Genomic DNA, 22,495 nt, shown 5'->3' on the forward strand with positions numbered 1-22,495 from the left:
TACACGCTGTAATTTTTTCTCGTTTTTATGAATGTTGTCTGTTGCATCTTTTTCTTCATTGCCGTATACTCTAACTATTATTTTTACAGGATAGGCAGGTGGAGCGAATGAAAACCTATCGATTTGCATACGGCAGCGGCACGGTGGAGTTCCCGCTGGAGGAGAAGAACATCATCGGAGAGCTGCACGGCAATGTGGTGGAGCCGATCTCCGACATACGCAAGGAGCTGTGGGCCTCGCTGGATGCGCCCATCGACAGCGCACCTCTGTGCCGGCGGGTCACCCCGGGCAGCACCGTTGCGCTGGTGGTCAGCGATATGTCGCGCTTCTGGATGCGGCAGGATCTGGTGGTGCCGCATCTGGTGGACTATCTCACCCAGCGCTGCGGCGTGCGCGAGAGGGACATCACCATCGTGATCGCCAACGGCACGCATACCGGCGGCGATGAGGCGGAGCTGCGCACCCTGGTGACGGACGCCGTTTACGACCGGATCACCGTGGAAAACCACAACTGCGAATCGGAGGATCTTGTCTACCTCGGTACAACGCCCCACGACACGCCGGTCTCCATCAATCGCACTGCGGCCCTGGCGGATATGGTCATCTGCCTCGGCGCGGCAACCCATCATGTGATGGCCGGCTTCGGCGGCGGACGCAAGAGCATCCTGCCCGGCATCAGCGGCCGGGAGACCATCTTTCACAACCATGCCTTTTCCCTGGATGCCGCAGCCCTGCGGTCTAACCCCGCCGTGGGCAATGGCATTTTGCAGGGCAATCCCCTGCACGAGGATATGTGCGAAGCCGCCGGCCTGGTGAAAAACCTGTTTATGGTCAATCTTGTCATGAACACGCAGATGCGCCTGGCTGCCATTTTTTCCGGCCACTACCTCACCTCCTGGGAGCAGGCCTGCCGGACGGTTAACCGCATTTACCAGGTGGATGTGCCCCGGAAGGCGGATGTTGTCATTACAAGCTGCGGCGGCTTTCCCAAGGACATTTCGCTCTACCAGGGCACCAAGGCCATTGATAATGTGGAATCGGCCCTGAAGCCGGGGGGCACGCTGATCCTGGTGATCGAGGCCCGGGAGGGGGGCGGACCCGCCGAATACTTCGGCTGGTCGAAGGATCTCCTTGCCGGTACCATTGAGCGGCGCCTGCGGGAGCATTTCACGGTGGCCGGGTATGTTTTCTTCCTCAACTGCGAGCAGGCACAGCGCTATAATATCCTACTCTATTCCAGCATCGACCCCAAGGCGGTGGAGCCCATGGGAATACGGGCCTTCTCCGATGTGGATGCGCTGCTTGAGGCGGCTCGGCTCCCGGGAAAAACCATCTATGTGATCCCCAATGGGTCCACTGTGATCCCACATGTTGTTAAGGAGGTATCTGCAAATGAAGCGTAACTACATTGCCCGGCGTTTTCAGCTGGGGGGGACGGGCTTATCCCTTGACACCGAGGCCCTTTCCAAGTACAAGGATATTATTGACCTGAGCATCGGCGACACCGATTTTACCACCGATGAGGCCATCATCGCCGCCGCATTCCGGGACGCCGGACTGGGCCACACCCACTATGGCGACCCCAAGGGCGATCCGGAGCTTATCTCCGCGGTCTGCCGGGCCTGGGAGGAGGATTTCGGCCAGCCCCTCTCCGGCAACCATGTGCTTGTGAGCGCATCAAGCTGCCTGGGTATGGCCCTTACCATGCTCGCCATTCTGGACCCCGGCGACGAGGTGATCGTCTTTTCTCCCTATTTTGCCGTATACCGCTCCCAGATCGAGCTGGCCGGCGGCGTGTGCGTGGATGTGCCCACCTATGCCGATGAGAATTACGCCATCGACGAGGCCCGCCTCCGCGCCGCCATCACGCCGCGCACCAAGGCCATTATCTTCAATAACCCCGCCAATCCCACGGGCATGAGCTATGACAGGGACACCCTGTCCATGCTGGCCCGCATTGCGCAGGAGTATGATCTGCTGATTGCCGCCGATGAGATCTATACCACCTATCTGTATGAGGGGGACTTCTGTCCTATCCGTACCCTGCCCGGTATGGCCGAGCGTACCATTACCCTGAACAGCTTTTCCAAAAACTACCTCATGACGGGCTGGCGTGTCGGCGTCATCATTGCCGAGCCGGAGCTGCTGGCGGTGATGAACCGCATCAACGGCGCGCTGGTTTACACGGCGCCCTCTATTTCCCAGCGTGCGGCCATCCAGGCGCTTTCCATGCGCAGGTCGATTCGGGAAAAGTATATTTCCGAATACCGCGACCGTATCTTTTACGCTGCCGACCGGATCGAAAAGATCCCCTACCTCAGCCTCGTTCGCCCCAAGGGCACCTTCTATCTCTTCCCCGGTATCGAGAAAACCGGACTGGACGAAAAGCAGTTCTGCGAGGCCCTGTTAGAGAGGGCGCACATTTTGGTCACGCCCGGCACGCCCTTCGGCGTAAGCGGCGCGGGACACTTCCGCATCGCCTGCACCGTGGGCATCGAACACCTTAAAATCGCATTTGACCGCATGGAGAAGCTGTCGTTTTGACGGCTTCCCTAAGACCTTTTACTACGCAGGGAGAAGCTGCCGCCCGGACAGCTTCTTCCTTTTTTGCATATTTACACAATTCGAGGGTATATTTTTCCTGCATTCTTGTGACACGCGGCTATTTACAAATCAATTCACGGGTGTATAATTATGCACATAAATCAAGAGAATATGCATTTAAATGCATGGAACGGAGGAAAGTATGAAAAAATTTAACTTGACAAAGAAGATGCTTGCTTTGGCACTGGGCGTGCTGATGCTGCTGTCGGTTATGACCGGCTGCGGCAAGACCAACGATCAGGCCGGCGGCGGAAGCGGCGACACCCAGCAGGAGCAGACCGGAGCCCTGCTCAAAAAGATCAAGGACAGCGGCAAGCTGGTTGTGGGCACCGAGGCCCAGTATGCCCCCTATGAGTTCAAGGACCTGGACGCTAACTTTGTTGGCTGCGATATGTGGCTGGCACAGCAGATTGCCGACAGCCTGGGCGTTAAGCTGGAGATAGTGGATATGTCCTTCGACGGCATCATCCCCGCTGTGCAGTCCGGACAGGTTGACCTGGGCATCGCGGCTTTCACCAACACCCCTGAGCGTGCAAAGGAGATCGACTTCAGCAATCTGTATGAGACCAGCGCACAGCTGCTGATCGTCAAGACCGGCAACGCAGATGTCTACTCCACCAAGGAGTCCCTTGCCGGGCAGAAGGTCGGCGCACAGAAGGGCACCATTCAGTCTCAGCTGATCCAGTCCGCCCTTCCGGACAGCGAGCTGTTTGAGCTGGAAAAGTATCCTGCTCTTGCTCTGGAGGTGCAGAATGGCAACATTGCCGGTCTGGTAGTGGATCAGGCTGTGGGTGAGTCTCTGGTGGCCACCAGCAACGGCGGCCTGGAGGTTTCCAACTTCGCCTTCACCGCAGAGGAGGCCTCCTTCGGTAAGTCCGTCGTGATCGCCAAGGGCAACGAGGATCTGGTGGCCGCTGTGAACCAGGTCATCGACAAGGTCACCTCCGACGGCAGCTATCAGAAGGCCTACGACGATGCTGTTAAGCTGGCTGCCAGCCTGGGCCTGTAAAACCACGGGAGAGAAAACAGCATAAGTAAGCAAACCACGGGCTTCGCCGCCGAAACGGCGAAGCCCGGCTATGCATTGAGGAGGGTTCCCCATGAAATTCATTGCGTTTATCGAGACCATCGGACAGCTCATCGCCCGGTACCACAGCTTCTTTGAGGAGGGCATCGTCAACACCCTGGTCATCGCAGCTTTCACCGTGTTATTCGGCACGATTTTCGGCACGCTCATGTCCTGTATGCGCATGAGCAAAATACTGCCCCTTCGCTGGTTCGCAGTGGCCTACATTGAGTTCATCCGCGGAACGCCGCTGATGGTGCAGCTCATGTTCATTTTTTACGGTCTTCCCATGATTGGCTTTACGCTTCCCGATATTTCCTGGATCCCGAATTTTTCGCGGTTTTCCGCAGGTATTATCGCCATGAGCATCAATAGCTGTGCCTATGTGGCGGAGATCATCCGCTCCGGCGTGCAGGCCGTGGACTATGGCCAGATGGAGGCTGCGCGCAGCATCGGCTTCAGCCACGGTCAGGCTATGCGGCTGGTGGTTTTGCCCCAGGCGATCCGCAATATCCTCCCGGCCCTGGGCAATGAGTTTGTCACCGTTATCAAGGAATCTTCCATCGTATCCGTTATCGGCCTTGCCGACCTGATGTTCCGGACCAATGATGTCATCGCCGTCACCTACAAGAGCCTGGCCTGCCTTGCTATCGCGGCGCTGTGCTATTTTGCGATGACCTTTACAGGCGGCCGCCTGATCTCGCTGGCAGAAAGGAAGATGAATCATGGCAAGTGAAAATGTCCTGCAGGTGATAGACCTGTGTAAAAGCTTTCATAAGCTCGAGGTTCTCAAGAACATCAGCGTCACATTCAAGAAAAACGAGGTGGTATCCATCATCGGCCCCTCCGGCGGCGGCAAAAGCACCTTCCTGCGCTGCCTAAACCTGCTGGAAAAGCCCACCTCCGGGCAGATTCTGATTGACGGCGTGGACATCTGCGCCAAGGGGCAGAGCAAGCATATCGACCAGCACCGGCAGAAAATGGGCATGGTGTTCCAGCAGTTCAATCTGTTCAACAATATGAATGTGATGAAAAACCTGACCGCCGGACCCGTCCGCATTAAGGGCATGGATCGGGCGGAGGCGGAGGAAAAGGCCCTGGAGCTTCTTGGCCGCGTAGGGCTGGCCGACCGCGCCGACGCATATCCCAGCCAGCTCTCCGGCGGGCAGAAGCAGCGCATAGCCATTGTGCGTTCGCTGATGATGGACCCTGAGGTGATGCTCTTTGACGAGCCGACCAGCGCCCTTGACCCGGAAATGATCGGGGAGGTGCTGGATGTTATGAAAAATCTTGCCGAAAGCGGCATGACTATGATCGTCGTCACCCATGAGATGCGCTTTGCCCGTGAGGTCAGCAGCCGCACCATCTTCCTGGACGGTGGGCACATAGAGGAGGATAAGCCCTCTCACGAGCTCTTTGCGCACCCAGAGAGCCCGCGTCTGATCAGTTTTCTCAATAAGGTGCTGTGAAAAGAATACGACCGACCCGCCGACCCTGGGCGTATACCGGGGCGGCTGTAACGGCTACCGCAAAAGCGGCAGGCTCAAATCAAAGGAGCCTGCCGCTTTTGCGGTCTATGGCGGCGCTGCAGGGAATATCTGGAAAAGAAGAAATGACCTCATTATTCACTAAAATTCATTGACAGAGGCCGTTCTTTTTCGTATAATATAGCTGAATATAGAAAGAAGGGAGGCTTGTGACCCGATTTCATAAAACCCACAGGCAAATAAAGGACATCCAATAGCAGCGAAAACGCCGGGTACTATATTACCCACTGACAGGAGGATATACTTGTATGAAGCGGATATTATTGCTATCCCTGGTCTTTGTATTTTCTCTTTGCGCCTGCTCTAAGCAGAGCCGGCAGCCGCCGGAGCCCACGGTGCAGCCGCTCCCTTCTCCGCTGACGCTTTCCGCAGAGGAGGACGCCCTGATGCTGTGCTGCGAAGAAAACCGCGCCCTGCTGGCCGTCGGGCATCGCAACGGCGCGCAGGAGGGCCCCCTCTATAATACCGATTACCTGCTTCGCTGGAATTATGCGGACGGGACCTCGGATAAGGTGCCTATCCAGTCCCAGGCCTACATCACCTCTGCGGTTTTTGACAAATCCGATCTTCTCTATGTGGATTATGAAGCGGCGGATGCGCACATTGCCTGGTCCCTGATCCGCTGCACGGAAGCGGGGAAAACCACCCTTGCCTCCGGGCAGGCCGATTCCTATGACCGGGTTCCCGCTCTGTTTACCCTGGATAAGCAGCCGATGTATCTGCTGGCGGAGGATTCCGGCCTGTCGGTATGCCGGGTTGACGGCAGCGAGGTTTCTGCGGTGCTGACCGTTCCCGACTGCACCATGCTCGGCCCTGTGGCCGTATGCAGCAACGGCACCCAATACGCCTTTTTGGCGGCCGTCAACGGAGCTGCCTACGGTACCGTCTTTATCTGCGACGGCTCCGGGATTCTCCGGCAGAAGGAGCTTTCCAAGCCGGTTACCACCTTTGCCATCACGGACGACTATGTGGTGTGCGGACTGGGTACGCCGGATGCAGATGCGTTTTCCTATGAAACCATTCTTATCGGCGATGGAAATACAACCACAGCCGACGCCGCGACGCCCATGTGGCGGCTGGCCGGAAGCGGCCATAGCTGTATGTATGTTGACGGGGCCTTTGCACCCCACATCTTCTATCCGAATACGCAGCAGACCGATACCCTTACGATAAACACCGATACCGCAACTTATCAGAATTGGCCTACGCTGTTCTTCTCTGACGGTGCAGGCGGGTATCTGGCGCAGATGGACATAGACAATACCGACTATTTCTGGCACATAGCCGCCTGATTTGAAGCGATAAAAAAACCGCCGTACGGACTGGCATCCGCGCGGCGGTTAACTTTTTTGCCTACCGGGGGCTTTTTGCCCGAAGGGGCGGGATGGATAGGGGGGCGGAAGCGGAAAACGCTCTACTTGATCCTGGCGCTATACAGCATTCTATATGGCGGATTTTTGCTGACGGAAATACCGCTTTGCGCGCTGGTTTCCCAAATGTTTCGCAAAAAGATGGTATCCTTAATCTGGTACCCCGCGTTTTTGAGATTCTCCTCAAATCCGCCGGGAGCGTATAGTTTATAGAGATTATCCGGCAATTCAGGATGAAGCTGCTTTAATTTCTCGAAGTATATCGGGTCCTTAATTACCAGACTCACGCCGTAGATATGGGCCTCCTGCTTCATATAGGCGCGAAGAACGGCCGGGAGAAATTCGCAATTAGACTCGGAAAAATCTGTGCTATCCATATAATCAATCCACAGGTCAACACAGCCGTGGCGCAGCGGATATCGGTTTGGGCGACACGCCATAAACAGGCACTGGCGTCTGTCATCGCCGGAATCAAAAATGGATTTGTGATAGGCAACGACCTCGGGATAGCTTTCGGCAAATATGTAGCGGTGCTGCGTTCCGATGGACTCTATGTTTTGCGCCGTGAAAAACCATCGCTTAAAGTTTGTTTCGATAATAACCTTGGGCTCCGCCATGAGCTTTTGGGGGATGAGAGCCAGCAGCGCCTGCTCGTCCTTTTTGATCGCTGTGACGGCTTGCGCATCATACTCCTCCAGGAAAGTGGTGTGGGCATTGAAAAAGGAATTATCCAGGATGCTGGGAAGATCCTTGTCGTAAAGAATGCCGTCTTGAATGGTAAAGACCGCGCCGCATCCGCAAGAGAGCTTCCCAGAGAGGACTTGCCCGTTTCGGATAACAGCGTCGGACAGCGTGAAGGCTCCATGGCAATCGGGGCATTCCAATAGGTCTAAAAAGCTGAGCGGCATTCCGCTTGTGCGTACCGGGTTAGAGATTTTCAGCTGGTATTCCTCGATGGATCGGCTTAGCTCCTGAATGGAGTCTTTAAGCGCCTCTTGGGCCTTCTCTAATTCATTGCGCTTTCTCTGGAGGATGTTCAGCAGATAGGAGACCTCCTTCGGCCCGTGCAGGGAAGCTACACGGTGAAGGGACAGAATACGAAGCGTTTCCTCTAAAGAAAAGCCCATTCTCTTGCAGCTTTGAATATAGCGCAGATCCTTTAGATCCTGCTCCGAAAAGGAATACTGATACGAGGTGTGCAGGGGAATCAAAAGGCCTTTTTTGATATAAAACCGTATGGTTTGCTCAGAAACATTACTTTTATTAGAAAACTCGCTAATTTTCATGGGAACCTCACTTACCCAGCCTCAAAATCTATACCCAACTTTAAGTTTGGGGAAGAACAGGGCGAAAAACGGTATTGACTTGCAGCGTTATCCGGAATTTATAATATAAGCGTGTATAAATACAATCGTGTATAAAAGAGAGGCACACCGGTGCCGGTAAATTGGAAGAAAGACAAGAAAATCAACACAAAGGAGGGACGCGCTGTGTTTTCGGGTATGTCCTCCGGAGGCATAACACTGATTGTCGTAAGCACGATCGTTGTTATGCTTATCGGAACCATTATTACAGCATATTTTACTAAAAAGACAAAAACAAGTCAAGACTGGGCGACAGGCGGAGGGAAAACGCCGACGATCGTTCTGGTGTTTACTATGTTTGCCACGCAGGTTGGAGGCGGTGTGCTGGTAGGACATGTGGGCATCGGCTATTCCTACGGCTTGGCACCGCTGGCATACGCCACCTGCGGGATCGCCGGACTTCTGCTGATGATGATCGCCGCCGGGTGGTTTCGTAAGAATCATTTCACGACTATTCCTGACATTTTTTTGAAGCTCTATGGTGAGAACAAGGCTTTGATGATTTTAGCGACCTTGATGGCAGTTATTGTTCCCTTTGGGTGGATCGCCAGTCAAATTGTCTCCTTTGGCAAAATGTACGCGGCTATTACCGGACTCGATACGACTGTACTTATTGTTGTCTTTGCTATTATCTGCATGCTGTTCACAATTCCGGCCGGATTCAACTCTGTGGCATGGAGTGACTTTATTTTCGGCCTGATGATGCTGCTTTTGTGCTGCATCACCGGTTATCAGGCAATTCACCTGGGCGGCGGCTGGGAGCACATTGTGCAGTCTTTCCCGGAGCAGGAGCATGTCTCGTTCCCCGGGGGTATTATGGGCGCAGGCCTGTCTACAACGCTGCTGTGGTTTGTTGCGGCAACGCCCGGTATGATGACGAACCAGATGTCCATTCAGCGTGTCTGCGCTGCAGACAGCACAAAGAGCGCACGAAAAGTGCTGTGGCTGAGCTCTATCATCATTGTGGCTTTGGAAATATGGGTCGTGGTCATAGCTCTTACCTGCCGCGCCCTGCAGCCGGAGCTCCCCTCCGGAGAGGACGCCATCGGTATTCTGCTGCCCCGCCTCCCCATTTGGACAACGGCTATGTTCGCAGGCTTTATTACCACCACTATTCTCACTACCACCGACAGCGCCATGCAATCTGTGGCGGTGAACCTGACCAACGACATTTATGCCCGCTATGTTAACCCCGGTGCCGATGACAAAAAGCTCATGAAGATGTCGCGGCTGTTTACCCTGTTTATCACGGTGGCGGCGATCCTGCTGGCGGTCAATTTCCAGCAGGTGCTGAATCTGATCACCTCCACTTATTCCTACGCGGCGTCCGGTCTGCTGATTCCCATTTACGGTGGGTATCTGCTCAGCAAGAAACGCCGGCTTACACCGGCCTGCGGTCTTGTCAGCATGATCAGCGGTGTGGTGGGCTGCTTCGTGGTGTCTCGTTGGTTTGATACATTCCTGCCTGCCGCTTTCTATGGCATTCTTATTTCGACTGTTGCTATGTTGGTTATGGTTTTCTTGGTTAAGGGAAAAGCCAATGTGGTAAAAGAATAATAAAACAGAAGGAGAAAAAGCTATGAATACATTGTTGCTTAACGAACAGCAGATCAAAGGCTTGCTGACCATGAAAGAAGCCATAGATATTTGCGACAGAACTTTTGCCGATCTGGCACTGGGCAATACGCTCAACCCGGCAAAGGTCAACCTGAACCTTGGCGATAGTGAGCCCACCAAGCTGCCCTATAAGGCTTCCTTGAACGCAATGCCCGCTTATATCGGCTGGCAGGATGTGGCCGGAATGAAATGGGCAGGCGGATTCGGTAAGGGTCGTATTGAGATCGGCCGTCCCTTCCTGAACGCACTGATTCTCCTGATCCAGCCTAACTACGGCGATTTCCAGGCTGTTATGGATGGCTCCTGGATCATGGCCATGCGTACCGGCGCACAGAGCGCGGTCTGCCTGCGTCATTTGTGGCCCGGTAAGAAGAGCGGCACCTTCGGCATCTTCGGCTGCGGACTGCAGGGCCGTACCCAGACGATGGCTCTGGCCAGCGAATATCACATTGACAAGCTGATCGTATACGATCCCATTCCCGCCGCTACCGAGCGCTTTGTGAAGGATATGCAGGATGTGGTGCAGGGCGAGATCGTCGTTGCCAAGGAGCCCAAGGAGGTTTCAGAGTCTGATGCTTGCATCTCTGTGACAAATGCAAACGATCAGTTTATCAAGGGCGAGTGGTTCGGCAAGGGCAGCGTCTATCTGTCCCTCGGCTCCTATAGCGAGTGTGACGACCAGGCAATTCTGGGCGCCGATCACATTATTGTCGACCATGTGCAGCAGTGCCTCCACAGAGGCAATCTGAAGCGCCTGGCAGATCAGGGGAAGCTGGATGAAAGCAGCTTCTACTGCACCGTGGGTGAGATGGCTGCCGGTCTGCGCAGCGTTGAAAATGTCAGCCAGAAGAAGATCCTCATGGTCCCCATCGGAATGGGCTGCCTGGATGTGGCGTGTGCCGGCATCGTGTATAAGAAGGCAATTTCCATGGGCCTGGGCGAGACATTCATGTTTGACCAGAAGTGATTCTCTGACATAGAATTTTTTCCTCTTGCAAAGGTGGATATGCATGCTTGAACAGAGCTTGCATATCCACCTTTTTCTTTGATGAGACAAGGCCGTGGCCGGTTATGGGGCATAATGCGCCCCTATTGTGCTTGGCTGGCGAAGCATCCCCAAGGATGCGCAGCGGGGGAATATCCCGTTTGGCGGCGGCACTGAGGAAAGTATAAGCACAGCTTATGTCAAATATGCGAAATTCATTCTTTTCTTAGGGTGGGAATGCGACTATAATAACACGGTCAAAAAATCCAAACACCGGGCCGCGGTGCGGCCCGATATATCGATCGGAGGTTATTATTCATGGCAAATTGCGCGATCGTAGGCATCAACTGGGGTGACGAGGGCAAGGGCCGTATGGTGGACTACCTGACGAACCACTATGACATCGTCGTTCGCTATCAGGGCGGCGGCAACGCAGGACATACCGTGGTCAACGAAAAGGGCAAGTTCGCCCTGCACCTGCTGCCCAGCGGTATTTTCCGGGACGGCGTTGTCAACATTCTCGGCAACGGCGTAGCGCTGGACTGCGAGAACCTGTTGAGCGAAATGAACACCATCCGTGCCGCAGGTGTCGCCATTACGCCGGATAACCTGAAGATCAGCGACCGCGCCTCTCTGCTGCTGCCCTGGCACCGGGAGCTGGATGCACTGGAGGAGGCGCGGCTTGCCGATAAGAAGTACGGCTCGACCAAGCAGGGCATCGCGCCCTTTTACGGCGATAAGTACCAGAAAAAGACCGTGCAGGCGGGCGAGCTGCTACATCCCGAGCATTTGAAGGAGCATCTTGCCGACCTGCTTGCCTGGAAGAACCTGACGCTTCAGAAGGTCTACGGCGCCAAGGGCTACACCATGGAGGAGCTGATGAGCTGGGTCGAGACCTATGGCGATGCGATCAAGCCCTACATCACCGACACAGGCCGCTTCCTGAGAAGCGCCCAGAAGGAGGGCAAGTCCATCCTCTTTGAAGCCCAGCTGGGCGCTCTGCGGGACCTGGACTACGGCATTTATCCCTATACCACCTCGTCAAACTCCGTGGCGGCCTATGCACCTGTGGGCTCCGGCCTTCCTACGGCGAGGATCGACGAGGTCGTGGGTGTGGTGAAGGCCTACTCCTCCTGCGTGGGGGAGGGCCCCTTCGTCTGCGAGTGGTTTGGTGAGCAGGCACAGCAGCTGCGGGATGCGGGGGAGGAGTACGGCGCAAAGACGGGCCGCCCCCGCCGGGTGGGCCCCATCGACTTGGTTGCCACGCGCTACGGCGTGGAGACCCAGGGGGCGACGAATATTGCACTGACGAAGCTCGATGTCCTGAGCTACATGGAGAAGCTCCCGGTTTGCGCGCACTATGAGCTGAAGGGTCAGCAGACCGACGAGTTCCCGTTCCCTGTGCTGCTGCAGGATGCTAAGCCCGTTGTGGAGTATCTGCCCGGCTGGCAGTGCGACATCTCCGGCGCGCGCAAGTGGGAGGATCTGCCGGAGAATGCACGCAGGTATGTGGAATATGTCGAAAAGGCCATTGGCTGCCACATTGGCTTCGTCTCCGTGGGTGCAGAGCGTGACAGCCTCATTATCCGCTGAGGAAAGTAAAGAACAGGAAAGAAAGGCAAAGAGGGGACGAAAGCCCCCTCTTTCAGCGTGCCGAAATAAATCTGTTTGACACCCTTCCTTGCCGTTATCACAATTTCTGTCACCTTATCGGCAGCCTCTTTACTTTTCAGATGTTTCTATATAAAATATGAGCAGTGATCGCTGCAAAAGAAAAGGAGAATCCCATGGGTAAGGATATTTACGAGTCCCCGCTTTCGTCCCGCTATGCCTCCGAATATATGCTGCACCTCTTTTCCCCTGACACGCGCTTTCAGACCTGGCGCAGACTGTGGGTGGCCCTGGCCCGGGCAGAGCACGGGCTGGGTCTTCCCATTACGCAGGAGCAGGTGGACGAGCTTGCTGCGCACATCACCGACATCGACTATGCGGTGGCCGAGCAGCGGGAGCATGAGGTGCGCCATGATGTGATGGCGCATGTGTACGCTTACGGTAAGGCTGCGCCCACCGCCGCCGGCATCATCCATTTGGGCGCGACCAGCTGCTATGTAACTGATAATGCCGATCTCATCCTCTATCGTGACGGCCTCAGATATTTGCGGGGGCAGCTTTTGAGCGTGATGCGCAACCTATCTGTATTTGCGCGCGAATACGCTGAAACCCCGACCCTGGGCTACACGCACTATCAGCCCGCGCAGCCCGTGACTGTCGGCAAGCGCGCGACGCTGTGGATGCAGGACTTCCGCACGGATCTGGAGGAGCTTGATTTCGTCATTGACTCCATGCGATTTCTCGGCTGCCGCGGCACCACCGGCACAGAGGCGAGCTTTTTGGATCTCTTCGATGGCGACGGAGACAAGGTTGACGAGATGAACCGCCGCATCGCTTCCGAGTTCGGCTTTGAAAAATGCTTCTCTGTCAGCGGCCAGACCTATCCGCGCAAAACCGACAGCCGCATCCTGAATGTGCTGTCGTCCATCGGGCAGAGCGCATACCGCATGGCCAACGACATTCGCCTGCTCCAGCACGACCGTCAGGTGGAGGAGCCCTTTGAAAAGAACCAGATCGGCTCATCCGCCATGCCCTACAAGCGCAATCCCATGCGCTCCGAGCGCATCTGCTCCCTTAGCCGCTACCTGATGGCCGACGCGGCCAACGCGCCCATGACGGCCTCGACCCAGTGGCTCGAGCGCACGCTCGACGACTCGGCCAACCGCCGCATCTCCATGCCCGAGGGTTTCCTCTGCGCCGACGCGGTACTGCGCCTGTGCCAAAGCGTGACCAAGGGCCTACATGTGAATGAGGAGATCGTCCGGCGCGCGCTGCGGGAGTACCTGCCGTTCCTTGCAACGGAAAACATCATGATGGAGGCCGTCAAACGCGGCGGCGACCGGCAGGAGCTGCACGAAAAGATTCGTCGGCACTCCATGGCCGCCACCGCCCGCATGAAGAAGGGGGAGGCGTGTGACCTTTTAGACCGCCTTGCGGGCGACCCGGCTTTCGGCATGACGCGGGAGGAGCTGGACGCCGTTATGGAGCCGAAGCTCTACATCGGCCGCTGCAAGCAGCAGGTGGAGCGCTTCCTTGATGAGTGTGAGCCGCTTTTGCGGGACGCTGCGGCGGCAGACGGGCAGATCAGCCTGTAAAACAGAAAAAGCGGAGATACTGATTTCAGCGCCGAGGGACACCCTTTTTGGGTGTCCCTCATGCTGCCTTTCTTATCTTACCGTTATCGCAAATTCTACCGCTTTATCCACAGCCTTAAAAGCCGCTTCACTCCCTGGGTGTCTGCGTCACTGCGTCCGGCATGAAATATTTCCGCCAAGGAAAGCGGTCGCAGAATGTCCAGTGCTTTTCATAGAATGCAGAGATTCGCCCGATGATGTGGCCGTTGATCAGCGCGCACAGAATCGTTCCCCACTTTACGCCCTCAAAGTGCCAAAGCCCAAAGACGAGAAAGCTCATCGCCACGCCAATCAGGCAGCTCACGCAGTCGTAGCCGGTTTTGAAGCGGTTGATGTCTGCGCCGAAATGGGCGGAGACCTCCTTCACAAAAAGCTCGTAGACCTCGGGGGAATTGTACCATGCCTGTCAAGCGGTGCAGAGCCGTAAAAGCGGGGGATTCCGAGCAATCTCATCTAAACAATTTCAAACAGGATAAGAAAGCATCTCTTGTGAGGCGATTTTTTTAAATGGCTTCGGAGGATTCACAAACAGGCGGAGAGTTTTTTCGCGCAACGGCTTGAGAAAAAAGAGGTTATATGCTATAATTTATAAAATCCGCAGCGTGTCAAAAAACCTCGCTGAGTTTTCCGCCCACAGGCGGCAAAGAACAGCTCCAAGGATACCCACTTATATAAGCGCTGCATCGAAGCAGGGATCGGGCAATTCCGGCAAAATGGTGCAGCCTGATGAAATCCAATAAAGCCAAATGCTAAAACGGTGTAAAAATGGTGTAACAGCCAAGACACCAAACGCTGAAACCCCTTGAAAATCAGGGAAAATCGAAGGAGAATGAGTACAAATGAAATTAGGAATCGATATAAATTAACCTTTTTGTGCATCTTTATGTATCTCTATAAATCTCCACAAATCGTTGTAATATAAGGGCTTCCACATTTTTCAGAAGAATGTAAATCGATGTAAAACGCCATATCTCAATGTCAAAATGGTGCGGATATGGTGCGAAGAAAAACGAGAAAACCCAACGCGGCAGCAAAATAAGGATGTGCATGATTGGAAAGGTTCCTTTCTTAATTGTGCGCATCTTTTTTGGCAAACATAATCTCTTCGCTTTTCGGAATTAAGTTGTTTACAAAAAGCGAGGTAATAAATATGCGCGAATATACACTTGAGATCAAACAGATCGTAGATTATCCACGATGCCGGATCTACCGGCAGTTCGTACAAGCCTTGATAGCAGACCGGAGCATTCGCGTGAGCGGAGGCTCCGGTCTTTTTTATTTTGTCGTGCTATGCTCCTATGCCAACTTCCGCACCTCATACAAGCGCATTGATGGCATTAGTTACACCATCTACCCCGGCGAATGGATTATGTCCGTGGAGGAATTGTCCCGGTATTTCCGAACACGCTTCCGCCGCCAGACCTTAACCGCATTGGAGGGGCTGCAAAAGAAAGGACTTATCAGCTTTCTTGTTCTCGGACATGGTAAGCTGGTCAAATTCAAGATTCGCGGGTGGCGGCGTCACAACACGATTCTCGACTACAATGCGCCCTGTCAGAAGGATACCGGCTTTTTCTTCTTCCCTGTATCCACTGCCACAGAGCTGGTCAGTGCCGGTCACTGCTCGGAGATGGACGCCGTATTGGATCTATGGCTGAACACGGTCTATAACGATCCGCAAGTCCTCGGTTCAGACGTCGGGCCGGTGGTCTATCTCCGCAACGGTACAGGCTGCCCGCTGGTCAGCTACGCGGAACTGGCATCCCGCTGGGGCGTCTCTAAGGCAACTGCCGGCCGATACCTCAAGCGCATGGCTGAACGGGGCTATCTGCAACTGGCAGCATTCCCCGGCACACATGGCACCACGATCTATCTACAGAACTATCTCTCCACCATGTTCCAAATTTCTGACATCGTGGTGGATAAGGAAGAGATCGCCATGAGCCTTGGCATCAAGCTGGAGCTTCAGGAGGAAACCGCCCTGACCACGACGGTAACAAGCGGTTCAAATGAGACCGGTAGCGTTTCAGAAATGAACCGCCATCGAATCGAGCGGAAGATGCGGGAGATCCTTGTGGCACAAGGGCTGCCGTGTGCGTCATGCCCTAAATCCAAGTATATGTTATTACCATTATCCGACGACTGCGAGGTTACAATAGAAGGGGGGCCTCCGCTGCGCCGGTGGCTTCAACTGGTGGTCACCTGCGGTGATGCTCAGGAAGTCTATCACTTTGAACTCAGATTGCACCCGACAGGGATGCGCGGCGATAAGGAGGTCGAACGATGAAAAAGACTGCACAAGAACCCAAAGTGACCGAGAACCCCTTGTACCATGACACATGGATGCTGCTACGCAAGTACCGGGACGTGGTGTGGAGCCTGGAGCTGTCCGTGCAGCAGGTACGTCGGCAGTTCCAGATCGAGTATGGCAGCAGCATAGAGGAATTTCTGGAATCCCTCTATGTGGCCGGCATCACCTTCGATGGCTCGGCGATTGAGGATCATGCCCGCTGCATCGAGCGCAGCTACAAGATGCTGAAGCTGCTGGATACCTCCGTGGAGCTGCTGCGGACAAAGCACAAGTACGGTGAGAGCTATTACTGGCTCCTGTACTACACCTACCTGTCACCGCAGCAGTTGGCGAACACGCAGGAGATCATCGACAAGCTGGAGCCGCACATTCGGGACATCAGCTACCGCACCTACTTCCGCAAGCGTCAGATGGCGATTGATGCCCTGAGTTCGGTGCTGTGGGGGTATTCGTCGAAGGAGAGTCTGGCACTGTTGGAGAAGTTTGTGCCGGAGGAAAACAAACCATGAAGAAATAATCATACAATCAAAACCTCCGGCTAAGCCGGAGGTTTGATCAGGCCCTATAAGGGCCTATTACTGGCAAGCCCCTCAAGGGGCACTGAATTTTTCTTCGCTTGCATTCTCTGCCCTACCGCCCGTAAACGGGCTATCACCATCACCGGAAGCCTTTTGCTTGTCGGTGTATTGCTTGTCATGAATTAGTCTCCTCGTTTTTGTAAGTGTTGGTCGGCAAACTTTTCACTTACTCTAACTTGGAGACTTTTTCTTTTTTGCTCTCTTCCACGCCATAGGCTTTTGTATCCCCCCGGCAGAGCCGGGGGTTCTCTTTGGTGTCCAAATGAAATAGCGGAGATGTGCAAAAGCAACATCTCCGCTATCGTTCCTACAATCCGTATTGTAGGAATCTTTCGTCTTCTGAGGAGTCAACTCAGAGAGTAGATCCTGGCTCAAGAAGAACGTAAAACAATATGGGCCGTTCCCATATGGTTTAACAAAAGTATATGCGTATAAGCACGCAAGCATACCATCACCACAAAAAATCTTTGTTCTACACATTATACATAACAAGCACATGCTTGTCAAGCCACTATATGCTTAAGGCGAAGAAGAGTTATCGAATCCTAAACAGCAGATCCATTCGTTCTTTTTTCTCTGACTTGACCGATGTCTTACTGCTTGGTAAGCCATAGGCTTCAACGTAGCCATCTTCTGAAATCTTAATGCCTACTCCAAGATGAGCAAGCTTTTTTGCTGCAGCTGTACGCCCACCGCCTGTACTTCCTGAGGGAACTGCAACGATTGAACCTGCACAATAAAACGAGCCGTCAAGAGAAACTACGGTTGCGCCATCAAGACTCAATATTTCTTTTCTCAGCGGGGCATCAAGCTCGAAAAACGAGCGAATGTTAAAGTTGTTGTCAACTAGCAGATAGCTAAGTACCTTAATTTTTTCTTGGCTCTCCGAACTTACCCCGTCAGGCAACTTTCCAGCAACACTCAAATCGAAGCGCTCTTTGATTACCTTAGATATTTCGTCATCATCTATGCCAGGGACAATGATAGATAAGCAACCTCCAACATGAGAAAACGATACATCCAGTATTGTGTTGTAAATAATCTTGATCTTTCTTTCAATATCGATTATATCAGCATTCTCGGTTGTCAAAAAGTAAGGCAGTAGCTGTGAGCGTATACGATCCCAATCAAATGATACCCATTTTGTTCCTCGCTTAGCAAAGCAGATGGCACGTTTTTTAACTAAGAGTATTTCGCCATTAGTCAGAACAATAACGCCAATTGCATTGCCGGAACAATGTTGTGCGATATCCGAAAACTGATAGGGCACAAACATTTCGTTTTCTGGCTGGTGATTTTTAATTGGGGTATTCCGTGTTATAAACGAAAGCACTCTACCTTTTTGATCCAGTCTTATTCCAGAAAATACACCGTCTGTAAAAACGGCACTGCAGTCATTCTGCAGAAAACTCAAGTAACTGGCAGCGTCTTTATTTGCTTTCGCGTCAAAGTCTACTACAAAACCAAACGGAACACTGCTCCCTTCATATGTTTTTGAGGCCCACTCCTCCATGCGGCACAACATGGCGTGTAGTGTGAATGCACCATCGTGTGGAGCCAGCCAAGAACACATACCAAGCTCAAATGCCAATTGGAGGGTCTTGTTCTTATATGATGTGTATCTGCGCTTGCCGTTCCCGTAGTCACGTTGCTTTCGTATTTTACCATCGAAGCAATTATATTCAGTGACTTTTAAGAGTTCCCTTAGAATGACATTGAGACGCTTAACTATAGATTTGGGGGAATATGTTTTTACCTTATAACAAAATGGTGTTGTATGGCCGTTTCGGGAAATGCACGGGAAAAAATACAAGCAGGGACTGTTCTTTCCGTTTTCCACATAAGAAACTAAAGCAGTATTCATTGAAGGCTTTTTAACAAGCTTCAGGTTACCCCGTGAATCACAAAGTGGAAGAATAAAAGTGTTAATAACGGAATGAAATTCTACTTGGGCTTTATTTAGAAGATCGTCTTGTGTGTTTTCAATATCCGAGCCATGTTTAGCTTGCGCCATATCTTTCTCTCCTAATGCGTAAATTGAATATATTTATTATAACAATAATTGAGCAAATTGTCCACATTGTCTGCAAATAATTGTAAAGAACCTTTCTTGTACTTATTTGCAATTCTTACTGGCACCCTCTTGCCACAACATTGGCACGGTTTTGCGATTTCGGCGTAAATCCAAGTGTGCTATACTGTGTATGCTCAAAACTATGCCAAGGCGATACGAGTAACACCATCCTACGGGGTGGTGTTATTTTGTTTCCGGGTATTTGGGCAGTCCAAGAGGGGCGACTTTTAGAGAGTAGCCCCTCCACATCTTTTCTATCACAGGAGGTATCACGAGTGAAAAAACATGACCTGACCAAGACACATCTCCACAGGGCAAGCCCCGGCATGGCACTATATGCGGCCTTCGCGGGCGTGACCATGGCCGCAATGCTTTGCCAGCCTGTCTTTGCCGCCACCGTCTGGGAGAAGGCCAATGAGATCATGAAGGATGTCTATAACCAGATTCTTCTTATCTCCACCATTGCCGCCATTGTCACCGCGTCGGTGGCACTGCTGATGATGAACTTCTCCCGCAATGGCCGCACTGTGGACGAGAGCCGCGCATGGCTCAAGCGTATCATCATCACATGGGCGATCCTTAACGGTTTGGGCTTCATCATGTCCTATGTGACGCCCTTCTTCGCAGATGGCAGATGGAACGGATAACGCCAAACTGCCCGGCTGAGAAAGGAGAAGTGCTATGGGCATATTAGATGGCATTGTAGAATGGATCGCGGAACAGGTCATGTACGGTCTTGACCTTATCAACACCTCTGTGCTGGGGGCTCTGGGCTGCGACATGACCACCTTCCTGCGCTACTTCCCTGCCGCGGAGACGATGTACAACATCTTCGTGGCACTGGCTATCGGCATGATCCTGCTGAACCTGATCTGGCAGCTATTCAAGAACTACGGCCTTATAGCAGGCGTAGAGGCAGAAGACCCGGTAAAACTGACGATCCGCTCCGTGCTGTTTATCCTGCTGGCCTATTTCGCAGATGAAATCGTGGAGCTGATACTGAAAATCGGCGGGACACCCTACGCGTGGATCATGTCGTCTGAGCTGCCCACACTGAACTTTGCCGACTTCAATTCGGTCATACTTACCATCCTTGGGGTCTGTGCCAACGGCGCGGTGGCTCTAATCGCCCTGATCCTCGTACTCATATTGGCGTGGAACTATATCAAGCTGCTATTTGAGGCGGCGGAGCGTTATGTGCTCCTGGGCGTTCTGGTATTCACGGCACCGGTGGCTTTTGCTACGGGCGCGGCGCAGAGCACCTCCAACATCTTCAAGGCGTGGTGCCGGATGTTCGGCGGCCAGATGTTTCTGCTGCTGATGAACGCATGGTGCCTTCGCCTGTTCATCACCATGGTGGGAACCTTCCTGGCAAACCCCTTATCCCTATAGGAGACGATCATGAATCAAAAAACGAAATACATCACAGGGATCGTGTTGTCCGTACTGGTTATATGTGCGCTCACAATCCCGGCCTTTGCTCTGACGGAATCAGATGTGCAGTCTCAGGTCTCAGCCTCCGGTAAAGAAGGCGTGGCCGGAAACCTGTTTATCTGGTTTCTGTGCGCAGTGGCATTTTTGAAGATCTCACAGAAAATCGACAGCTTCATGCAGGGCCTTGGCATCAATGTGGGTCATACAGGCGGCTCTATGCTGGCAGAAGCGATGCTGGCCGCGCGGAGCACTGCTGCCGCCCGTGGCGTCGCTGGACGCGGTCGAGGCGGTAATGCAGGGCGAGCCGGAAGCACCGGTGGCAATGGCGGTGACAGCAACACCTTCCTGCAAGGTGGTCTGGCCGGTGTTGCCAATCGCAGCTTCTATAACGGCGCATACCGAAACGCCACCGGCACAGGCAGCGGCGGCGTTGGCGGCATGGCGTTCCGTGCCTCTATGACCAAGGGCGGCGATATTGCCAATAACGTTATCAGCCGGATTGCCACCGGCAGCGCGGGATCAGGGGATGTCATGTCCGGCAATATGGCAGCGGACGCTCTCATGTCCTATATGGGCTATACGGCTCTTGGTGAAGGCGCGGCGGATATTCCGACCTTCTCCAATGTGGAGATCGGCGGTGGGTATATCACCGGCACGGAGACCTCTGAGGAAGAACCTGACGGTCGTGCCTTTGCCATGTACAGCACTGAACAGTATATGGAGCCAAAACGGGAATACACTATCGTCACCACCGTGGATGGCGCAAAGTGGTATAGGCAGTACGCACAGGACATAGTGGAGAAAAAGCCTTATCAGAATCCGGATGGCGGCATTTCCTATCGTGAGAGCCTGATTCGGCGTCTGCCTGACCCGCCTCGCAGAAAGGACAAGACCTGATATGACCCAGCAAGAACGCAACGGTCTGAACGAAGCCGCTGAGATCAGCGCACACGCTGCCGGTGCCGTGCGCGGCGCCATCAAGACAGGAAAAATGGTAAGCGGCGCGGCAAAAGGTGCTGCTGCCGCAGGCCCTTACGGTGCGGCGGCAGCGGCACTCTGGACACATCGCAAGGCGGTTGCTGCCATCATTGCCGGGTTGCTGGTGCTTCCCGTCCTGTTCATCATGCTGCTGCCCTCCCTGATCTTCGGCGGGTTGACCAAGGCAGGGGTTGAAGGAAGTCCAGACACACCGATTCTTAACGACAACGCCGTCATTGTGGAGAACATCAATCAGATCTCGCAGGCAATCAGCGACTTGCTGGAGGAAGGGCAGGAGGATGTTCGCGCCCGGATTGACGCGGATTTTACCGCTTCCGGCACTGACCAGAAGGAGATCATCAATCCATACGAAAGTTCCCCGACCTACAACGCCAACCGCTTCATTGCCATGTACTGTGCCGCCAAAAATCAGGACTACACATCTATCTCCCTCAAGGATATGGAGGACGTAATCCGTAAGGCCAAGGACGCTCTCTATACCTTCGCGAGCACGGAGGAGTCTCGCACGACTACGGTAACGGAAACGAATACGGATCCCAAAACCGGTAAGGTCACAGTGACGGAAACGGAGGTCACGGAGATATGGAAGATCTATACCATTGTCTACAACGGAGAAGCCTATTTTGAGGATAAGATATTCGCTCTGTCGGATGAACAAAAGGGATTGGCGGAAAACTACGCCCAGAACCTGAGCGTATTCCTGGGCGATGGTATGATGCAGGGCTTGCTGCCTGCCGAGTTCACCGGCCTTGTATCTCTGGGCGACATTCGTTTCTCGGATGGCGCGGCGCAGGTGGTCTACTATAATCAGTTGGACAAGCGGTACGCGCACAAGCCCTACGGCACCGACGACATCGGCACCTACGGCTGCGGGCCTACCTGTATGGCAATGGTGGTATCTTCTCTGACCAACGAGACGGTCGATCCCGTTGAGATGGCACGTTGGGCCTATGAAAACGGTTACTGGTGCAGTAGAAGCGGTTCCTACCATTCGCTGATCCCCGGTGCTGCCAAAGCGTGGGGGCTTCCGGTACAGGGCTGCGGGAAAACAGAAGGGCAGCGCATTGCGGATGCGCTCTCTCAAGGCAAGCTGGTGGTTGCAATCATGCTGAAAGGTCATTTCACCAGCTCAGGACACTTCATCGTGCTGCGCGGTGTGGAGAACGGAAAGATACTGGTGGCCGACCCTGCCAACTATACCCGAAGCCAACAGGCATGGGATCTGGCTATCATCCTGAATGAAGCCAGCGGCCGTGCCGGTGCCGGTGGGCCTTTCTGGATCATAGGGTAGGAAGGAGAAC

General features: G+C 53.6%; 19 protein-coding genes. 16 read left to right on the forward strand and 3 right to left on the reverse strand.

Annotated features, from left to right (window positions below):
• Positions 1 to 107 precede the first annotated feature (107 nt).
• From KI236_RS11495 to KI236_RS11520, 6 genes are all read left to right on the forward strand, one after another.
• Entirely contained in the window at positions 108 to 1,403 is a 1,296-nt protein-coding gene (locus KI236_RS11495) for a nickel-dependent lactate racemase family protein (protein WP_212822087.1), read from the forward strand.
• On the forward strand, positions 1,393 to 2,544 hold the full coding sequence (locus KI236_RS11500; protein WP_212822089.1) for an aminotransferase class I/II-fold pyridoxal phosphate-dependent enzyme: 1,152 nt from the start codon (positions 1,393 to 1,395) through the stop codon (positions 2,542 to 2,544). Before KI236_RS11495 ends, KI236_RS11500 begins: the two co-directional genes overlap by 11 nt.
• Before the next feature lie 202 nt (positions 2,545 to 2,746).
• Positions 2,747 to 3,613 carry a transporter substrate-binding domain-containing protein gene (locus KI236_RS11505; protein WP_212822091.1) on the forward strand — a complete coding sequence of 289 codons (867 nt, stop codon included), beginning with the start codon at positions 2,747 to 2,749 and terminating at the stop codon, positions 3,611 to 3,613.
• 91 nt (positions 3,614 to 3,704) lie between these two features.
• Positions 3,705 to 4,406, forward strand: a complete 702-nt coding sequence (locus tag KI236_RS11510) for an amino acid ABC transporter permease (protein WP_212822093.1) — start codon at positions 3,705 to 3,707, stop codon at positions 4,404 to 4,406.
• A complete protein-coding gene (locus KI236_RS11515) occupies positions 4,396 to 5,139 on the forward strand; it encodes an amino acid ABC transporter ATP-binding protein (protein ID WP_212822097.1) in 744 nt (247 codons plus the stop codon). Before KI236_RS11510 ends, KI236_RS11515 begins: the two co-directional genes overlap by 11 nt.
• 326 nt (positions 5,140 to 5,465) lie before the next feature.
• Positions 5,466 to 6,509, forward strand: a complete 1,044-nt coding sequence (locus tag KI236_RS11520; protein ID WP_212822099.1) for a hypothetical protein — start codon at positions 5,466 to 5,468, stop codon at positions 6,507 to 6,509.
• A 122-nt stretch (positions 6,510 to 6,631) separates the two neighbouring features.
• On the opposite strand, the gene KI236_RS11525 is transcribed toward KI236_RS11520, so the two are convergent.
• Positions 6,632 to 7,873: a MerR family transcriptional regulator gene (locus tag KI236_RS11525; RefSeq protein WP_212822101.1), complete on the reverse strand. Its 1,242-nt coding sequence runs from the start codon at positions 7,871 to 7,873 to the stop codon at positions 6,632 to 6,634.
• Positions 7,874 to 8,137: 264 nt separating this feature from the next.
• On the opposite strand from KI236_RS11525, the gene KI236_RS11530 reads away from it, so the two are divergent.
• The 4 genes from KI236_RS11530 to purB all read left to right on the forward strand — a co-directional run bounded on the left by KI236_RS11530 (position 8,138) and on the right by purB (position 13,759).
• Complete coding sequence (locus KI236_RS11530) at positions 8,138 to 9,508, forward strand: sodium:solute symporter family protein (protein WP_228738178.1); 1,371 nt, start codon at positions 8,138 to 8,140, stop codon at positions 9,506 to 9,508.
• 22 nt (positions 9,509 to 9,530) lie between these two features.
• Positions 9,531 to 10,535, forward strand: a complete 1,005-nt coding sequence (locus KI236_RS11535; RefSeq protein ID WP_212822104.1) for an ornithine cyclodeaminase family protein — start codon at positions 9,531 to 9,533, stop codon at positions 10,533 to 10,535.
• Between the two features lie 336 nt (positions 10,536 to 10,871).
• The gene (locus KI236_RS11540) at positions 10,872 to 12,146 is read left to right on the forward strand and encodes an adenylosuccinate synthase (protein ID WP_212822105.1); all 1,275 of its coding nucleotides are present in this window, start codon (positions 10,872 to 10,874) and stop codon (positions 12,144 to 12,146) included.
• A 194-nt stretch (positions 12,147 to 12,340) separates the two neighbouring features.
• Positions 12,341 to 13,759 carry an adenylosuccinate lyase gene (gene purB, locus KI236_RS11545; RefSeq protein ID WP_212822106.1) on the forward strand — a complete coding sequence of 473 codons (1,419 nt, stop codon included), beginning with the start codon at positions 12,341 to 12,343 and terminating at the stop codon, positions 13,757 to 13,759.
• Between the two features lie 127 nt (positions 13,760 to 13,886).
• Here purB and KI236_RS11550 read toward each other — a convergent pair whose 3' ends face one another.
• Positions 13,887 to 14,165: a hypothetical protein gene (locus KI236_RS11550; RefSeq protein WP_212822107.1), complete on the reverse strand. Its 279-nt coding sequence runs from the start codon at positions 14,163 to 14,165 to the stop codon at positions 13,887 to 13,889.
• A 783-nt stretch (positions 14,166 to 14,948) separates the two neighbouring features.
• Here KI236_RS11550 and KI236_RS11555 point away from each other — a divergent pair.
• On the forward strand, positions 14,949 to 16,085 hold the full coding sequence (locus KI236_RS11555; RefSeq protein WP_212822108.1) for a MarR family transcriptional regulator: 1,137 nt from the start codon (positions 14,949 to 14,951) through the stop codon (positions 16,083 to 16,085).
• A complete protein-coding gene (locus KI236_RS11560) occupies positions 16,082 to 16,618 on the forward strand; it encodes a hypothetical protein (RefSeq protein ID WP_212822110.1) in 537 nt (178 codons plus the stop codon). Before KI236_RS11555 ends, KI236_RS11560 begins: the two co-directional genes overlap by 4 nt.
• Before the next feature lie 604 nt (positions 16,619 to 17,222).
• Here KI236_RS11560 and KI236_RS11565 read toward each other — a convergent pair.
• A complete protein-coding gene (locus tag KI236_RS11565; protein WP_212822112.1) occupies positions 17,223 to 18,701 on the reverse strand; it encodes a hypothetical protein in 1,479 nt (492 codons plus the stop codon).
• Positions 18,702 to 19,087: 386 nt separating this feature from the next.
• Here KI236_RS11565 and KI236_RS11570 point away from each other — a divergent pair, with 386 nt between their 5' ends.
• Genes KI236_RS11570 through KI236_RS11585 form a run of 4 tightly spaced genes read left to right on the forward strand, consistent with a single transcriptional unit; the run spans position 19,088 to position 22,485 of the window.
• Positions 19,088 to 19,408, forward strand: a complete 321-nt coding sequence (locus tag KI236_RS11570; protein ID WP_228738180.1) for a fimbrial protein — start codon at positions 19,088 to 19,090, stop codon at positions 19,406 to 19,408.
• 34 nt (positions 19,409 to 19,442) lie between these two features.
• The gene (locus KI236_RS11575; RefSeq protein WP_212822114.1) at positions 19,443 to 20,153 is read left to right on the forward strand and encodes a hypothetical protein; all 711 of its coding nucleotides are present in this window, start codon (positions 19,443 to 19,445) and stop codon (positions 20,151 to 20,153) included.
• A gap of 9 nt (positions 20,154 to 20,162) precedes the next feature.
• Positions 20,163 to 21,092: a hypothetical protein gene (locus KI236_RS11580; protein WP_212822116.1), complete on the forward strand. Its 930-nt coding sequence runs from the start codon at positions 20,163 to 20,165 to the stop codon at positions 21,090 to 21,092.
• 1 nt (position 21,093) lies between these two features.
• Positions 21,094 to 22,485, forward strand: coding sequence for a C39 family peptidase (locus KI236_RS11585; RefSeq protein ID WP_212822117.1), 1,392 nt, complete (start codon positions 21,094 to 21,096; stop codon positions 22,483 to 22,485).
• Positions 22,486 to 22,495 lie beyond the last annotated feature (10 nt).

It is taken from the genome of Vescimonas fastidiosa (genome assembly GCF_018326305.1).
GTDB classification, from domain to species: Bacteria; Bacillota; Clostridia; order Oscillospirales; family Oscillospiraceae; genus Vescimonas; species Vescimonas fastidiosa.

What these genes read in the sequence shown, in the direction of transcription:
- KI236_RS11585 (WP_212822117.1), top strand. Translation starts at nt 21,094, where the DNA reads ATGACCCAGCAAGAACGCAACGGTCTGAACGAAGCCGCTGAGATCAGC.
- KI236_RS11575 (WP_212822114.1), top strand. Translation starts at nt 19,443, where the DNA reads ATGGGCATATTAGATGGCATTGTAGAATGGATCGCGGAACAGGTCATG.
- KI236_RS11535 (WP_212822104.1), top strand. Translation starts at nt 9,531, where the DNA reads ATGAATACATTGTTGCTTAACGAACAGCAGATCAAAGGCTTGCTGACC.
- KI236_RS11495 (WP_212822087.1), top strand. Translation starts at nt 108, where the DNA reads ATGAAAACCTATCGATTTGCATACGGCAGCGGCACGGTGGAGTTCCCG.
- KI236_RS11520 (WP_212822099.1), top strand. Translation starts at nt 5,466, where the DNA reads ATGAAGCGGATATTATTGCTATCCCTGGTCTTTGTATTTTCTCTTTGC.
- KI236_RS11530 (WP_228738178.1), top strand. Translation starts at nt 8,138, where the DNA reads ATGCTTATCGGAACCATTATTACAGCATATTTTACTAAAAAGACAAAA.
- KI236_RS11540 (WP_212822105.1), top strand. Translation starts at nt 10,872, where the DNA reads ATGGCAAATTGCGCGATCGTAGGCATCAACTGGGGTGACGAGGGCAAG.
- KI236_RS11570 (WP_228738180.1), top strand. Translation starts at nt 19,088, where the DNA reads ATGGCACTATATGCGGCCTTCGCGGGCGTGACCATGGCCGCAATGCTT.
- purB (WP_212822106.1), top strand. Translation starts at nt 12,341, where the DNA reads ATGGGTAAGGATATTTACGAGTCCCCGCTTTCGTCCCGCTATGCCTCC.
- KI236_RS11500 (WP_212822089.1), top strand. Translation starts at nt 1,393, where the DNA reads ATGAAGCGTAACTACATTGCCCGGCGTTTTCAGCTGGGGGGGACGGGC.
- KI236_RS11515 (WP_212822097.1), top strand. Translation starts at nt 4,396, where the DNA reads ATGGCAAGTGAAAATGTCCTGCAGGTGATAGACCTGTGTAAAAGCTTT.
- KI236_RS11525 (WP_212822101.1), bottom strand. Translation starts at nt 7,873, where the DNA reads ATGAAAATTAGCGAGTTTTCTAATAAAAGTAATGTTTCTGAGCAAACC.
- KI236_RS11555 (WP_212822108.1), top strand. Translation starts at nt 14,949, where the DNA reads ATGCGCGAATATACACTTGAGATCAAACAGATCGTAGATTATCCACGA.
- KI236_RS11505 (WP_212822091.1), top strand. Translation starts at nt 2,747, where the DNA reads ATGAAAAAATTTAACTTGACAAAGAAGATGCTTGCTTTGGCACTGGGC.
- KI236_RS11560 (WP_212822110.1), top strand. Translation starts at nt 16,082, where the DNA reads ATGAAAAAGACTGCACAAGAACCCAAAGTGACCGAGAACCCCTTGTAC.
- KI236_RS11580 (WP_212822116.1), top strand. Translation starts at nt 20,163, where the DNA reads ATGAATCAAAAAACGAAATACATCACAGGGATCGTGTTGTCCGTACTG.
- KI236_RS11565 (WP_212822112.1), bottom strand. Translation starts at nt 18,701, where the DNA reads ATGGCGCAAGCTAAACATGGCTCGGATATTGAAAACACACAAGACGAT.
- KI236_RS11510 (WP_212822093.1), top strand. Translation starts at nt 3,705, where the DNA reads ATGAAATTCATTGCGTTTATCGAGACCATCGGACAGCTCATCGCCCGG.